The organism is Anabaena sp. 4-3 (assembly GCF_001597745.1).
In the GTDB taxonomy this organism is placed as follows: domain Bacteria; phylum Cyanobacteriota; class Cyanobacteriia; order Cyanobacteriales; family Nostocaceae; genus Trichormus.
The window spans coordinates 224146-240422 of the sequence record NZ_LUHJ01000013.1 but is presented as its reverse complement, the minus strand read 5'-3'; the positions used below and the strand labels follow the sequence as shown (position 1 = coordinate 240422).

Here is a 16277-nt window from a genome sequence, read left to right as displayed (position 1 = left end):
ATATCATGTCCGTTTGAATAGTTATCATATCTGTTGGGGTAGGGAACTCTTAACAGGGAACAGGGAACTCTTAACAGGGAACAGGAACAGAGAAAAGATCAGCATCGAAAACTTATCATAAGTAATTAGCCGGACATGATATCATCCCCCAATCCCCAATCCCCAATCCCCAATCCCCAACCTCTATACAACGTTGCAAAGCTTAAAGTAAATATTATTTATCAGACAGTCTCATCTTTATATAGAAGGTCTAAAATCAAAACGGACAGACTAGCACTGTAACAAAGGGAGGATTACAATAGCTATGTCCGATTTAAACCGAGGAATCATGAAATTTGAAGGGGCAGACTCCCCCAGAGTAGTAACCATCTCTACTGTGTTACTATTGGGATCAATCGCCGCTTTGATTATTTGGGCGTTACAGGCTGCCTACGCGCTAAACTGAAACAATATCTGCCCACAAGGACATCGGCAACCCAGCTTTCTAGGTTAGCCGATTGTCCGTTGAGCAAATCACCAACGCGCCCTAAAAATTCTCAAAAAATTGCGGAAAAACTTGATAATTTGAGATTTTAGATTTTAGGTAGGAAAGAAAATCTCAAATCCAACATCCATAATGATAGAACTTTGGGGTGCCTTATTTATTTTAATTGTCTGTCCCGGCTTGGGAGCGTTGCCAGTCATTGCCTGGATTACCTACGCACTGAAGCGGAAACGCTTGACGCAATTAGGGACAGGAAACGTTAGTGTCTCCGCAGCTTTTTACCACGGTGGCACACTCGCGGGTATTCTGGCAGTTATGTCAGAAGCCATGAAAGGAATAGCAGCAGTGTTAATAGCCCGTGCGTTTTTCCCAGAGGGATCATTTTGGGAATTGCTGGCTCTAATTGCTCTAGTATTTGGTAGATACTCGATGGGGCGAGGGGCAGGAACAACAAACGTTGTTTGGGGCTTGCTGGTACATGATCCACTTTTAACGATATTTGTCGGTTTAGTGGCAATGATCAGTTTTATGCTGTTGCAATCGCGGAATGTAGTCAAGTATGGAGTTTTATTTGTGTTTCCTTTATTTGTGGTACTCCTCCATGCTGAAGATTTTCCCAGGATTCTCGCAGCAATTGCCCTAGCAGGATTATTGGCGTGGATTTACAAACAAATTCCCGATGATTTGAATTTACCAGCCCAAGAGGTAGATGACCAATCACAAGCAGTATTTGAATATTTGCAGAGCGATCGCGCTATCCTCAGCTTAGACGATGAGTTAGATGTGCCTCTCGTCGGGCAGAAAGCCGCTACCTTATCCCAAATTAAACGCTGGGGTTACTCAGTACCGAAGGGATGGGTATTGATTCCCGGTGATGAACCCGAAAAGTTATTAGAATTTCTTCAACCCTCAGATTTATCCCCCTTGGTAGTGCGTTCCTCTGCCATTGGGGAAGACTCAGAACACGCTTCTGCGGCTGGGCAGTACGAAACAGTGTTACAAGTTACCAACAAAGAGCAATTGCAGCAAGCCATTGCCTACGTGCGAGATTCTTACAATCAAGCATCGGCTGTGCAGTATCGGCGCGATCGCAATTTACCAGATGCAGCGATGGCGGTATTAGTTCAACAACAAGTTCAAAGTGCCTATTCTGGGGTGGCGTTTAGCCGTGATCCCATTACCCAGCAAGGCGAAGCAGTAATTATTGAAGCCTTACCCGGTAGCCCGACGCAAGTTGTTTCTGGTAAAGTCACACCCGAACAATATCGGGCTATTGTTATCGAAACAGACAATCATTCCTCTGTACAATTAGAAGGAACTGGACGAGTTCCCCAAGCATTACTGAAGCAAGTTGCATACCTAGCCCGTCGCCTGGAAAAACGTTACCTCGGTGTACCCCAGGATATTGAGTGGAGTTATGACGGTCAAACTCTGTGGATATTGCAAGCTCGACCTATCACTACTTTACTGCCAATCTGGACACGCAAAATTGCCGCCGAAGTCATTCCCGGTGTGGTGCATCCGTTAACATGGTCAATTAATCGTCCTTTGACTTGTAGCGTTTGGGGAGATATTTTTAGTTTAGTCTTAGGCGATCGCGCACAGGGATTAGACTTTACAGACACAGCAACGCTGCATTACTCCAGAGCTTATTTTAATGCCTCCCTCCTGGGGGATATTTTCCTACGGATGGGCTTACCTCCAGAAAGTTTAGAATTTTTAACCAGGGGAGCAAAATTCACTAAACCGCCCTTGCAGTCTACCTGGAAGAGTCTGCCGGGGTTAATCAAGTTACTGCGTCAAGAACTGAATTTAGAAAAGGATTTTAAACAAGATTACAAACAGGTATTTATTCCCGGTTTGTCACAATTAGCTAATGAAGACACAGAACAACTACAGCCAGCCGAATTATTAGACAGGATAGACTTAAACCTAGAACTACTGCGGCGTGGCACATACTACAGCATTTTAGCCCCCTTAAGTGCAGCCATCAGACAGGGAATTTTTCGGGTGAAAGATGAGCAAATTGATAACAGCGTCACCCCCGAAGTCGCCGCCATGCGTTCCCTGAGAGCCTTAGCCGCCGACGCTAAACAAGTATTAGCTGAAGAATGCGAGCCGGAGCAAGTATTTGAGAAGTTAGAGCAAACCCCAGAGGGGAATAAGATTCTTTACGAATTAGATGAACTATTAGAGGATTACGGCTATTTAAGTGATGTTGGTACTAATATTGCCATTCCTACCTGGAAAGAAGAACCCCAACCCATCAAGCAATTGTTTGTACAGTTAATTCAACTGAGTGAACCAGAAAAGGCGCATTTTGAACCCAGCCCACGGAAAGGTGGGATAGTACAACGACGTATAGATATCAAAGGACGAGTAACTGAGGTTTATTCGCGCTTGTTAGCGGTATTGCGTTGGAAATTTATGGCTTTAGAGCAGATTTGGTTAAAATCCGGCTTACTTAAACAAGCGGGGGATATTTTCTTTTTAGAATTGGATGAAGTCAGGCAGTTAGTGGCAAATGCCGATGTAGAATTACAGCAACAGTTCAGGGAAAAGATTAAATTTAGGCGATCGCAATTTGAGCAAGATAGCCAAATTGAGCAAATCCCCCTTGTCGTCTACGGTAATATCCCGCCCCATCCCACACCCGCCGCCAGTATTTACACAGACCAAATATTACAAGGCATTCCCGCCAGCCACGGACAAGCCGAAGGTAGAATCAAGGTAGTGCGGAACTTACAAAACTTGCCAGCCATAGACCAAAATACAATCTTGGTAGTACCTTATACAGACTCCGGTTGGGCTCCATTATTAGTGAGGGCGGGCGGTTTGATTGCTGAAGCCGGAGGTAGACTTTCTCATGGTGCGATCGTTGCCCGTGAGTACGGTATTCCTGCGGTTATGGATGTGAAAGGTGCTACATGGATTTTACAAGATGGGCAAAGAGTCAGAATAGATGGCTCTAGGGGTACAGTGGAATTATCTAATGATTTAAGACCGACTGGATGACTATAGTTGGTGCTGGCAATTTTCGCCATCATGTCCCTATTTCTGTTAGTTAAGTCAGAAATTTAACCAGTAGATTTAAAGCAGTTTGTGTGAGTTTTATACAGTCATCTACCGCAGGCGATCGCAACTTACCAAATTAGTATTGAGTGTGACTAAATTATCAATTCTTCAACCTTGATGCGTAAATCTTAAGGTTATTTAAGGGAACACCAAAAAATAAATTATCCCAATTGACAGTTAGTAGGGTGTGTCAGGATGAATATTTTCTCGGTATACCTAGGGGTTCTCGTACTGACGCACCCTACATTTTGAATATTTTTTTATCTGGAAGTCCCTTAGTCGTGTCAGTCCACTAAAATTTAATACTGACTTTATAAATCATCTCTTAACTTTGATAGACTGGATTTAGACCTAACCCAACATTTAGCATGCAAATATTTATTTGCTAGTATTTAATTCCCCATCCCTATTACACTAAAATAACTCATCACCTAAGCAAAGATGGAAGTTAGAGAACTCAAAAAAACCTACAAGCCAAGAAACCAAGACAACGAAACCAGAAATTTTCAACACGTTAAAATACTCGACTGCACCCAGCCAGTTCATCGAGTCATTTTTGAGTGTTGGCACTGTAAACAAGGTTTATTAACTGAAGTAGAAGTGGAATCTTCACAAGCTTTGGATGTTCGTTGTCCCAATTGTGGCAAAACAGCAATCAAGTTAATGGCTAATAAGGTAATTTCAACAACCGCAATTCCTTCGCCTTGGCAATCATAGAGTATCAACTGTGACAACACTAAAACTCTCCTCTAGCTATCTTTAAGATTTGTGAAAGTTAATCACCCCGGTTTCTTGGAGAAACTGGGGTGATTAATTACGGCAATTTTCGGATCAGCCGTAAAACAGTCCTAAAAGGACGGGTTTACAAACCCTACCAACAAATACAAGCAACACAAGGTTTTTTGTTACCTGTGTTGATTGAAAACATCTTAGAAAGAACAAGTTACGCATTCACGCATTCAAAAAACTTGCAACCTGTTGGAATGTATGAAATAATCCTTTTTTCGCCCCTACAACCCTACATCCTACATCCATCTTGATTGAAAGGTGTAGAAACATTGCATAGCAACGGTTATACAGGCGTTATTATTTTAGCAATTTATTTTGTTAACCTATGATGATTTTGGGAATGATACAAATTTCTAACCAGTAACTTAAGCTGTTTTAATTAATTTACCAACAGTCAAGCAAGTATTTACTAAATCTATACAATTACGTTAATATATTCATTAAAAATAATTATTAATCATGAGACATATTCTGTTATTGTTTATTTCAAGCCAGTTGTGTGAACCGGTGAACAATGACTGTAAATGTACGGCTGTAACTATGTAATGTCATTCTGCAACCCTTGGTCAACAACTGGCGATGGGCTAGGAATACAGAGACAACGCTTGATCCCTGCCTTATATTGCTGTCTTGCTATACCAACTATTCCTTTTGATATATCTATTACAACCGCTTGCCCAATGTTGCAGTTGCCAAATTGCCAAAACCTCTACCCCAGCAGAAAGTAAATGGTTGCACCTAGAAAACATAAAGAAACATTACCAATAGAGCAAAACTTGTCTGTTTTATGTTTAACTCACTTTCTTCAGCAATACCATTATTTATCAAACCGAGATTTATTGAGATGTATAAGTGTTTATTGATGATTATGATTTAATATTGTTTTAACGATTAAGAAATCAAATGTACAATATTGGGTTTAAACACTGTAAGCTATTCTCATCTGTGAATTTATTTAGCTATAAACAAAACTTACTCGTGATGTAAGAGGGTTATATAGCTTTTTTTGTAAGTGTCTTTGACTTATCAAGAAAATTGTGTTTTCTTGTTTTGACTTTTCATGCCTATGAAATAAAAAATTTAGTCAAGACTGCCCAAATTTTTGTCAACCTTCAAAACGTCTTTGCTTGTTTTAGGAAACCAAATGTCCTTGACCAACACTATCCACTTTAGAAACCTGCGAGGGGATATATTCGGTGGTGTAACTGCCGCAATTGTCTCTCTACCACTAGCTTTGGCTTTTGCTGCGGCTTCTGGTGCGGGGCCGGCATCTGGTCTTTATGGTGCTGTTTGTGTCGGCTTTTTTGCCGCATTATTTGGCGGTACACCAACCCTAATTTCTGAACCTACAGGGCCAATGACTGTAGTCATGACGGCAGTTGTCAGTTCCATGACTGCCAAAGATCCCGAAAACGGATTAGCAATGGCCTTTACTGTAGTCATGCTAGCTGGGATATTTCAAATATTATTTGGGGTATTTAAGCTGGGTAAATATGTTACCCTGATGCCCTACAGTGTAATTTCTGGCTTCATGTCAGGGATTGGGGTAATTCTCATTATTTTGCAAATCGCGCCTTTTGTCGGGCAACCAAACCCGAAAGGTGGAGTGCTGGGAATGGTGCAGAATTTGCCGGAACTTTTGACAAAAATCAATCCGGCTGAAGCAACTTTGGGTGCGCTGACACTGGCAATTATTTTCTTGATGCCATCTAAAATCAAGCGTCTTGTTCCACCACAGTTAATAGCGTTAATTGTTGGTACTGTAGTTTCTCTCGTCTTTTTTGGCAACGTTGAAATTAGACGAATTGGGGAAATCCCAATGGGACTACCAACATTGCAAATGCCGACCTTTACGCCATCGGAAATCACAACCATGATTGTTGATGGTGCGATGTTGGGAATGTTGGGTTGTATTGACACCCTACTAACTGCGGTGATTGCAGATAGCTTGACCCGTACTGAACATAAATCTAATAAAGAGTTGATTGGTCAAGGCATTGGTAACTTGGTATCTGGTTTGTGTGGTGGATTACCTGGTGCTGGTGCGACAATGGGAACAGTAGTTAATATCCAAACTGGTGCTAGAACTGCTGTATCTGGTTTAACTCGTGCGTTAATTTTGTTAGTGGTTGTATTGTGGGCAGCGAATTTAACAGAAAGCATCCCAATGGCGGTATTGGCAGGTATTGCCTTAAAGGTAGGGATTGATATTCTGGACTGGAGTTTCCTCAAACGCGCTCACAAGGTTTCTTGGAAAGGTACAGCTATCATGTACGGTGTATTATTCCTCACCGTATTTGTAGACTTGATTGTGGCTGTAGGTGTAGGTGTTTTCATTGCTAACATCGTCACTATTGAGCGTCTTTCAGAATTACAAGCGCAAGAAGTTAAAACCATTAGTGATGCTGATGATGCCATCGTCTTGAATGAACAAGAGAAGCAATTGATCGATCAAGCTGATGGACGCATCCTGCTATTTTACTTGAGTGGGCCGATGATTTTTGGAGTTGCCAAAGCCATCTCTCGTGAACATTCAGCAATGGCAGATTCTGATGTGTTAATTGTCGATCTCAGCGACGTACCTATGTTGGGTGTAACTGCATCTTTGTCCATTGAAAATGCTATCAAAGACGCTTCCGATCAAGGTCGTCATGTTCTCATCGTCGGTGCAACCGGCAAAGTCAAACGACGCTTAGAAAGCTTTGGTGTTTCCAGATTTGTACCTCCACATCACATGTTTGTAGACCGTGTAGAAGCCCTAAAACAAGCTGTTACTTTAGTTAAGAGTAATGACACTACCACTGTCTACTAATCAAACCAGTCAACAGGAAACAGGCAAAACGCAACAGTAAAAATGTTTTCTATTTCCGATTTCCCATTCCCTACCCTACTAAATCAAGCTAAACTCTAGCAAAAGATACAACTAAATTGGACAGGTAAACACCTGTCCAATTATTTGCGCCCAAATCAATCAGTAACTGACTTGAGCAGTTACAGATAAGTCAAATGATTTGTTCAGAACCAATAGTTAATGTGATGAATTTTTTTACACCTTTAACTTCCATCTTCCCACCTTTGTTGTTGACAACAGAAAACAACGCCGAAAATGCTCCCATTGTGTTAACTGGTGTACTACTCAGTTTGGTAGTCATTTATCTGGCCAGTAAGATTGGGGGTGAGTTGTCTAGAATCATAGACTTACCGCCAGTTTTAGGGGAATTAGTTGGTGGTGTATTAGTGGGTGCTTCGGTGCTGCATTTGGTTGTGTTTCCCGAAAGCGGTGCCACAGCCGGTGACTCTGTGATTATGACAGTGCTGCAAACGATTAATAATCTTACCCCTGATGCAGCCACAGCCATTTTTAACAGCCAGAGTGAAGCGGTTTCGATTTTGGCTGAATTGGGTGTGATTATTCTGTTATTTGAAATCGGTTTGGAGTCAGATTTAAAAGAACTGCAAAAAGTCGGTTATCAAGCGACAATTGTGGCTTGTGTCGGGGTAGCAGTTCCTTTTGCGGCGGGTACAGCCGGACTGATTTTATTATTTCATGCCCCAGTTATTCCGGCGATTTTTGCAGGTGCAGCCCTGACAGCAACAAGTATTGGTATTACCTCCAAAGTTCTCTCAGAACTCGGTCATCTCAAATCTAAAGAAGGTCAAATTATTGTTGGTGCAGCCGTCATTGACGATATCTTAGGCATCATCGTGCTAGCAGTGGTTGCTAGTTTGGCTAAAACTGGCGAAGTAGATATTTTCAATGTCATTTATTTGATCGTCAGTGCTACTGTTTTTCTGATTGGCTCAATTTTACTGGGCAAATTTTTCAATCACACCTTTGTCGCCATTGCCAACAAATTACAAACACGAGGTAATTTAGTCATTCCCGCCTTTATCTTTGCCTTCTTTATGGCATTTTTGGGTAACGCCATTCATTTAGAAGCAATCTTAGGCGCGTTTGCGGCTGGCTTAGTTCTCGATGAAACTGATAAGCGCAAAGAGTTAGATGAGCAAGTTAAGCCTATTGCTGATATTCTTGTACCAGTTTTCTTTGTCACAGTCGGAGCTAAAGTTGATTTAAGTGTACTGAATCCTGTAGTTCCTGAGAATCAACAGGGATTAATTATCTCCTTGTTCTTAATTGTGGTGGCAATTATTGGTAAAGTTGTCACCGGTTGGTCAATTTTTGGTCAGCCTGGTGTTAACCGTTTAGCGGTTGGTGTGGGTATGATTCCCCGTGGTGAAGTTGGTCTAGTGTTTGCAGGTATTGGTGCTGCTAGTGGTACTTTAGATAAACCTCTGCAAGCCGCAATTGTGATTATGGTGATCCTGACTACCTTCTTAGCACCGCCTTTGTTGCGTCTTGCGTTTAAAAAGTCTGTGGATGCCTCAGAATCTTTAGAAAAAGCCGATTTAATTGGTTAATTCGGGACTGGAGACTGGGGACTGGGTAAAAATTCTTCTCCCCCTACTTCCCTGCTCCCCTGCTCCTACTCCCCACTCTCTACTCCCAATTGTTTACTTGCCAGTTAGGGTTAATCAAACTTGTAAGAATATGGTCTTGCCACTTGCCGTTAATTAATAAATAATCTCTAGCATAACCTTCTACCACAAACCCCAGTCTTCTGAGTACGTTGCCACTACGTTGATTGTGGGGCATATAGTTAGCCATAATGCGATGAAAATTTAATTCTTGAAAGACATATTCAGTAGCTGCACCTAATCCTTCAGTCATATAACCTTTACCTTGGGCAGTCTCAGCTAGACTATATCCCACATGACAAAAATGGGCAGCACCTCTAACAAAATTATTAAAATTAATAGTGCCAATCACTTGTGTGGGTTGTGTTTTCGGAAATATAAATAACTTTAAAGATTGGTCGTGAATAAATTCTAAAACATTATTTTCTACTTGATGTTGCCAATAGTATTTTGTAAAAAAATGTTCTACCCAGGTAGGATAAAATGGGGTGAGAAAATCTCGATTATCTAGAAAATATTTGAGTATTTGTGGTATATCTTCTTGAATACCTATTCGTAATAGTAGGCGATCGCTTGTAATTATCGGTAGTTCTGATTTCATACTCTAGCTTGACTTATATGGTTTTTTTGCCCAAATTCTCGATAAATTGTCAATCAGGTGGCAGAAATTCTTGACATCTTGCTGACATTTGCTTTCTAGCAGCAGTCATCTTTTTTGTATACTGAGGCTTGACTGATATATCAAAGTATGGTATGTGAGTAATGACTTTGGTGACAACTACTATAGTGAGTATTTTGCCAAATCTTGATCAGCTAAGTCTCATATCTACACCAGAATTAAGAGATGAGCCATAAAACTGGTATGCGATCGCTGAACTCAAAAGATATACTTTGCTGAGATATAACAACAAGACAGCTGTTGATCAATCCAGTAAAGAAGAAGGATACTAATGTCGGGAATACGCTACGATTGGCAAGAAGCAGAGATTAGGGCAATATACGAAACACCATTGCTAGAGCTAATTTATCAAGCTGCTAGTGTCCATCGCCAATATCATAACCCCAAACAGATACAAGTCTGTAAACTCATCTCGATTAAAACAGGCGCGTGTCCAGAAGATTGTAGCTACTGCGCTCAGTCTTCCCGTTATCAAACCGAAGTCAAACCCCAAGCACTCTTAGATAAGCAAACAGTCCTCAACATTGCCGAAACCGCTAAACAAAAGGGTGTAAGTCGTGTTTGTATGGGTGCAGCTTGGCGGGAAGTGCGGGATAATTCGCAATTTGAGAAAGTCCTGGATATGGTGAAAGATGTCACCGACATGGGTTTAGAAGTATGCTGTACCCTAGGGATGTTGACAGCAGACCAAGCCAAACGCTTGGAAACTGCGGGACTATATGCTTACAACCATAACTTAGATACCTCAGCAGAATATTACAGTACAATTATCACCACGAGAACTTATAGCGATCGCCTGAACACAATTGAAAATGTCCGGCAGACCAATGTTACCGTATGTTCTGGCGGTATCCTGGGTTTAGGCGAAACCGTCGAGGATCGGATTTCCATGTTACACACCCTCGCTAACCTCAATCCTCACCCAGAATCAGTACCAATCAATATTCTCTCCCAAGTAGCAGGAACACCCCTAGAAAATCAGCCAGATGTCCCCATTTGGGAAGTTGTCAGGATGATAGCCACAGCACGTATAATTATGCCCACATCAGATGTGCGTTTAAGTGCTGGTAGAGCCAGACTTTCTCAAGTTGAACAAGCATTATGCTTTATGGCGGGGGCTAACTCCATCTTTTCCAGCGACGACAACAAGATGTTAACAGTCACTACCCCCTGTCCAGATTATGACGCAGATCAAGAAATGCTGAATTTACTTGGCTTAGAAATGCGTCCCCCATCCCAAAGACCAAATCGTGTAGTGAGTCAAATAGGAGTTTAGGAGTTAAGGGTGTAACTGACTTTTCTCCGTATTTGGAAAACCCCTCTCCAAACCTCTCCCCTACCAGGAGAGAGGCTTTAACTGTTCCCCCTTCCCTTGTAGGGAAGGGGGTTAGGGGGTTAGGTTTCGCGTTAGCTTTTCCACTTAACGTGACAAGTCAGAAGGGTGTAAAGGTGTAGAATTCTCCCTCACTTTCACCCTACACCCCTATACCCTTAAATTAGAGAATTTTGGCGGAACGCAGACCAAACAGCAAACCTACAGCGATGCCAGTGAACACAGCCAAAAAGCCAATATAAGCTACTACTGCTAACATTTATCTTTCTCCACAATACTTTACTAACTATATTGAACCATTAATTTTTGGTCGTTAGTCATTAGTCGTTAGTCGTTAGTCATTAGTCATTAGTCATTAGTCATTAGTCGTTAGTCATTAGTCGTTAGTCATTAGTCATTAGTCATTAGTCATTAGCTTCTTTGTCCGTTAAACTAAACTTGCTTAAATCTGTTCAAAGACTTAAGACGTTAGCTTCCTGTTTCATTCTGGTAATGTCGGCATTATCCAGTCCACAGGCTTAAAATCGGGCGTAACTCACCCTATTTTGGAGTTTTTACATTGAGAGGCTTTGCTACTTTACTCCCTGATTTTCAGCCATTTAAAATTTCTGGATTTTCTCAATTACCTTGCTACAGGCTGGCTACTCTCAAAAGTTTTGTACAGGTTCTCAAGCCTAAAATTTTTTTAGCTTGGTTTTCGCTTATCCCTAATCATAGTGGATTTTGAGTAAGTTTGAGCAAGTTTTTCAGCACTGTTTAATTCCCCCTTCCAGTCCCCAATCCCCAGTCCCCAGTCCCCACTCCCCAGTCCCCAATCCCCACTCCCCAAAATGCGGTAAAATACAGCCCACTGTGCTTGTTGGGGTTTGGGTAATGACTTCTATAATTAATGTGAATTTACCACAGCAGTCTTATGAGATTGCGATCGCACCTGGAAGTTTAGAACAACTTGGTCAACGGATGGCTGATTTGAAACTAGGCAAGAAGGTATTGCTGGTTTCTAATCCCACCATATTTAAGCATTATGGCGAAAAAACTATAAATTCCCTGGAATCTGCTGGGTTTACAGTGGCTAGCTATTGCCTACCAGCCGGAGAACGTTACAAAACCCTCAACTCTATTCAAAAACTCTATGATGTCGCCTTAGAAAACCGCTTAGAACGTTCCTCAACAATGGTAGCCTTGGGCGGTGGGGTAATTGGTGATATGACTGGTTTTGCTGCTGCTACTTGGTTACGAGGAATTAATGTTGTACAAGTGCCAACAACGCTCCTAGCAATGGTAGACTCAGCCATCGGTGGCAAAACAGGCGTAAATCATCCCCAAGGTAAAAACTTAATAGGGGCTTTCCATCAGCCACGTTTAGTATTAGTAGATCCAGAAGTGTTAAAAACTCTGCCCATGCGTGAATTTCGCGCCGGAATGGCAGAGGTAATTAAATATGGCGTAATTTGGGATGCTGAATTATTTGCCCAAATGGAAGCCAGTAAACATCTGAACCAACTACGCTACATCAAGCCGGAACTCATAAACACTATTTTAACCCGTTCTTGTCAAGCCAAAGCCGATGTCGTCAGCAAAGACGAGAAAGAAGGCGGACTGCGGGCAATTCTCAACTATGGACATACGATTGGTCATGCAGTCGAAAGCTTAACAGGTTATCGGTTAGTGAATCATGGTGAAGCTGTAGCCATTGGCATGGTAGCAGCCGGACAAATTGCTGTCGAATTGGGAATGTGGCAGCAGCAAGACACAGAACGTCAAAATGCGCTGATTCAAAAAGCGGGTTTACCGACAAAACTACCAGAGGGTTTAGATATTGAAGGCATAATTGACGCACTGCAACTAGATAAGAAAGTCAAAAATGGTAAAGTCCGATTTATTTTACCTACCCAAATGGGCGTAGTCACCATTACCGACGAAGTACCAGCAGATATTATCCGCCAAGTTTTACAGAATATGTATTAACTGGGGTGTGTTACGGTTATGTCAGAATTAGCCGTAACGCAAAATCATTTTATTACGTGTTATTTTTTGCTTTAGCATATCCTATTGATTAAACCGGAATTTGATGAAGATACTACGTAAAAAGCACGATATCAACTCTAGATATCTATAGCCGATAGGAGTAAAACTCGTAAATATACGTAGGTAAAAATTGAGCAGGAAAATTTTTTTACTAAAGTGATATGTTGCTGATTGCAAGTGGGTAAGTTAATTCCAGAACAGAGCGATCGCAATCTACTTACCCCAAACTTCAGGAGACACCCATGCTCAAGCCAGAACTGCAAGCCAAATTCCTCAGCCACCTCAGCAACCGTAAGAATAGAGAAGAAGAAGGTTTTACCTTAATTGAATTGTTGGTGGTAGTAATTATTATCGGTGTACTGGCAGCTATTGCGTTACCTTCACTACTGGGTCAGGTAAATAAAGCTAAACAATCAGAAGCTAGAAACTACGTAGGTACAGTCAACCGTTCTCAACAAGCATACTTCCTAGAATACCAAGAGTTTGCTACCAGTATTTCCCAATTGCAAGTAGGTATCAAGACGCAAACGGAAAACTTCGTCTATGAAATTACAGGTACTACTACTGGCCCCATCCAATTTAAAGGGACAGCCGCTAAAGCTGCTCTGAAATCCTACTATGGTTTAGTAGGTACGACAGTGGGCGATAGTGCTACATCCGAAGCACTTACTATAGCAATTGCTTGTGAATCACCTAATCCTACAACAACAGTCGGTAACTATACTGACATCAATGGTTGTCAAGGTAGTTTCCTGTCTTTGGCAAGATAAGATAAGTTAGGAATTTTTCTCATCGCTTTCTTAGGCAAGATTACATAGAAATTTTGCTCAATTGGGTAATGTGCCACTACATTACCCGATTTCTGCAATTTTTTCATCAGATATCTATCAGATGATAGCTATCCGTTATTTTGGGAAAATTTTGGATAACTTTTATGCTTTCCTCCTCAACTTCCACTCAATTGGTTCAGCGTGCAGAAGAATATTTTCTGAAAGGAAATTACATCCATGCTGCTAGTCTTTATGAACAAGCGATAACTTTAGAGCCTGATGTTCAATCTCATTATTGGTATCTAGGATTAAACTTGTTATTACAAGGACAAGATGCAGAAGCGCAAACAACTTGGTTCATGGGAATGATGCAAGTTGAAGGTGAACAGGTAGATAATGAAAATATAGATTTATTTAATATTTTACAAACAGAAGCTGAACGTCAAGAAAAATTAGAAGAATATTCATTAGCCGAAAAAATTCGTTGTCATATCAAGGAAATTTATCCGCAAAATCTTCAAAATATTTTGCAACTTATTCAGCTATATATCAAATTAGAGAAATATACAGAAGACCATTTACAAGAGCTTTGTGTAATTGATTTAATTAAATCCACATCGAATAACGAAATAAATTTAAATATTTTATCTGAAACGTTACGTAATATTTTAAATTATAATCCGCTACAACAATCTACTCTAGAATTATTGGAAGCTGTTGTTTCATTTTTTAGTGAAAACACCGATATTTTACTGGGAATATTGCTACCTGTTGCAGTCAACATAGCTTATGCTCATAGGCAAGCTAAATTAGCATCAAAATTAATTGAAGTTTATTTACGGTTAGACCCTAATAATCCTGAATGTATAGGACATTTAGCAGGTTTTTATCAAAATGCTGGCGAATATGAGCGTGGCATAGAAACAGCTAAACACTTCTATTCTTTAGTGGATAATTTGCCAGACAAGATTTTTGCTAATCGCCAGATATTAAGAGGCTTAATGAGTGCTGGGGGGCATTGGGAAGAATCTTGTGCAGTAAATCAAAGACAGCAAGAGCTATTACAGGAATTAATTCGACAAAATCCTAAAAATTTGTCACAAATTAATGTAGTCAGGCTGATAAATGCCAATTTTTTTGCTCCTTATATTGAAGATCATCCCCTGAAAAATCGACCTATTCAGAACCAGATACTTCAGCTATGCCAAGAGAATCATGCTATTTATGCACAAGAGCAATTAGACAAATATTCACAAGGCCATTTAGACAGAAAAAAAACCAAAAAATCTCATAAAAAAATTAAAATAGGATATTTGTCACATTGTTTGAAAAGTCATTCTGTTGGCTGGCTAGCGCGATGGCTATTTGAATATCATGACCGAGATCAATTTGAAATTAACGGTTATTTTATTGCTAATGATACAGAAGCTGATCTATTACATCAATGGTATACCGTCCAGGTAGATAAAGCCTATAAATCATATAATGTTTGGTCACTAGCGGAAGAAATATACCAGGATGAAGTTGATATATTAATTGATTTAGATAGTATTACTTTAGATACAACCTGTGAAGTTATAGCATTTAAACCAGCACCAATACAAGCTACTTGGCTGGGTTGGGATGCGTCAGGTAGTCCATCTGTAGATTATTTTATTGCTGACCCCTACGTTTTACCAGAATCAGCATCAGAATATTACAAAGAAAAAATTTGGTGCTTACCTCAAACATATATAGCTGTTGATGGTTTTGAAGTCAATGTACCTAAAGTACATCGTGAGCAATTTGATATTCCGAGTGATGCGGTTGTTTATATGTGCGGACAAAGAGGATTTAAACGTCATCCACATATTACAAGATTACAATTAAGAATTATCAAAGAAGTACCTAATAGCTACTTTTTAATTAAAGGATTTGCTGATGAAAAATCAATTCAAAAATTCTTTTATGATTTAGCGGAAGAAGAAGGCGTAGATGCCTCTAAACTCAGATTTCTTCCAGGTGCGCCTTCAGAGGGCGTTCACCGAGCTAATTTAGACATTGCTGATATAGTATTAGACACCTATCCCTACAACGGTGCGACAACAACCTTAGAAACCCTGTGGATGTGTATTCCTATGGTGACACGAGTAGGTGAGCAATTCGCCGCTCGTAACAGCTACACTATGATGATGAATGCTGGTATTACAGAAGGTATCGCCTGGACTGATGAAGAATATGTAGAGTGGGGTGTGCGTTTAGGTAAGGATGAAGCATTAAGACAACAAATCGCTTGGAAGTTGAGACAGTCAAGAAAAACATCGCCGCTATGGAATGGTAAGCAATTTACCCGTGAGATGGAAAATGCTTACACCCAAATGTGGCAGAAATATATTAGTTCGTAGTAAGCGGCTCTAGCCCTGAGAAATGTTGAGGGCTGAAGCCCTCACTACAAACACAAAACATCACTGCTATGGAATTTTAAGTTTAGGTTCGTAGTAAGCGGCTCTAGCCCTGAGAGATGTTGAGGGCTGAAGCCCTCACTACAAACACAAAACATCACTGCTATGGAATTTTAAGTTTAGGTTCGTAGTAAGCGGCTCTAGCCCTGAGAGATGTTGAGGGCTGAAGCCCTCACTACAAACACAAAACATCACTGCT

At 40.7% G+C, this 16277-nt stretch carries 10 protein-coding genes; 8 read left to right on the top strand and 2 right to left on the bottom strand.

All coding sequences use genetic code 11. The features are described 5' to 3' along the window. Positions 1-616: 616 nt before the first annotated feature. The 4 genes from A3775_RS03175 (at position 617) to A3775_RS03155 (ending at position 8770) form a co-directional block, all read left to right on the top strand. Positions 617-3499 carry a glycerol-3-phosphate acyltransferase gene (locus A3775_RS03175; protein ID WP_066423801.1) on the top strand — a complete coding sequence of 961 codons (2883 nt, stop codon included), beginning with the start codon at positions 617-619 and terminating at the stop codon, positions 3497-3499. 501 nt (positions 3500-4000) lie between these two features. Then, on the top strand, positions 4001-4276 hold the full coding sequence (locus A3775_RS03170; RefSeq protein WP_066381678.1) for a hypothetical protein: 276 nt from the start codon (positions 4001-4003) through the stop codon (positions 4274-4276). Between the two features lie 1216 nt (positions 4277-5492). Beyond that, positions 5493-7160 (top strand): SulP family inorganic anion transporter, encoded by a 1668-nt coding sequence (locus A3775_RS03160; protein ID WP_066381675.1) that lies wholly within the window; start codon positions 5493-5495, stop codon positions 7158-7160. Between the two features lie 194 nt (positions 7161-7354). Continuing rightward, a complete protein-coding gene (locus A3775_RS03155) occupies positions 7355-8770 on the top strand; it encodes a cation:proton antiporter (RefSeq protein WP_066423798.1) in 1416 nt (471 codons plus the stop codon). Positions 8771-8849: 79 nt separating this feature from the next. On the opposite strand, the gene A3775_RS03150 is transcribed toward A3775_RS03155, so the two are convergent. Then, positions 8850-9428: a GNAT family N-acetyltransferase gene (locus tag A3775_RS03150; RefSeq protein ID WP_066381672.1), complete on the bottom strand. Its 579-nt coding sequence runs from the start codon at positions 9426-9428 to the stop codon at positions 8850-8852. Positions 9429-9777: 349 nt separating this feature from the next. On the opposite strand from A3775_RS03150, the gene bioB reads away from it, so the two are divergent. Continuing rightward, entirely contained in the window at positions 9778-10782 is a 1005-nt protein-coding gene (gene bioB, locus A3775_RS03145) for a biotin synthase BioB (protein ID WP_066381669.1), read from the top strand. Between the two features lie 220 nt (positions 10783-11002). Here bioB and petL read toward each other — a convergent pair whose 3' ends face one another. Then, the gene (gene petL / locus A3775_RS03140) at positions 11003-11098 is read right to left on the bottom strand and encodes a cytochrome b6-f complex subunit PetL (RefSeq protein WP_066381667.1); all 96 of its coding nucleotides are present in this window, start codon (positions 11096-11098) and stop codon (positions 11003-11005) included. Between the two features lie 614 nt (positions 11099-11712). On the opposite strand from petL, the gene aroB reads away from it, so the two are divergent. The 3 genes from aroB to A3775_RS03125 all read left to right on the top strand — a co-directional run bounded on the left by aroB (position 11713) and on the right by A3775_RS03125 (position 16021). Beyond that, positions 11713-12807 (top strand): 3-dehydroquinate synthase, encoded by a 1095-nt coding sequence (gene aroB / locus A3775_RS03135; RefSeq protein ID WP_066381770.1) that lies wholly within the window; start codon positions 11713-11715, stop codon positions 12805-12807. Between the two features lie 302 nt (positions 12808-13109). Beyond that, positions 13110-13637: a type IV pilin-like G/H family protein gene (locus tag A3775_RS03130; RefSeq protein WP_066381664.1), complete on the top strand. Its 528-nt coding sequence runs from the start codon at positions 13110-13112 to the stop codon at positions 13635-13637. Positions 13638-13801: 164 nt separating this feature from the next. Next, positions 13802-16021, top strand: a complete 2220-nt coding sequence (locus tag A3775_RS03125) for an O-linked N-acetylglucosamine transferase, SPINDLY family protein (protein WP_066381663.1) — start codon at positions 13802-13804, stop codon at positions 16019-16021. The last annotated feature ends 256 nt before the right edge of the window (positions 16022-16277 follow it).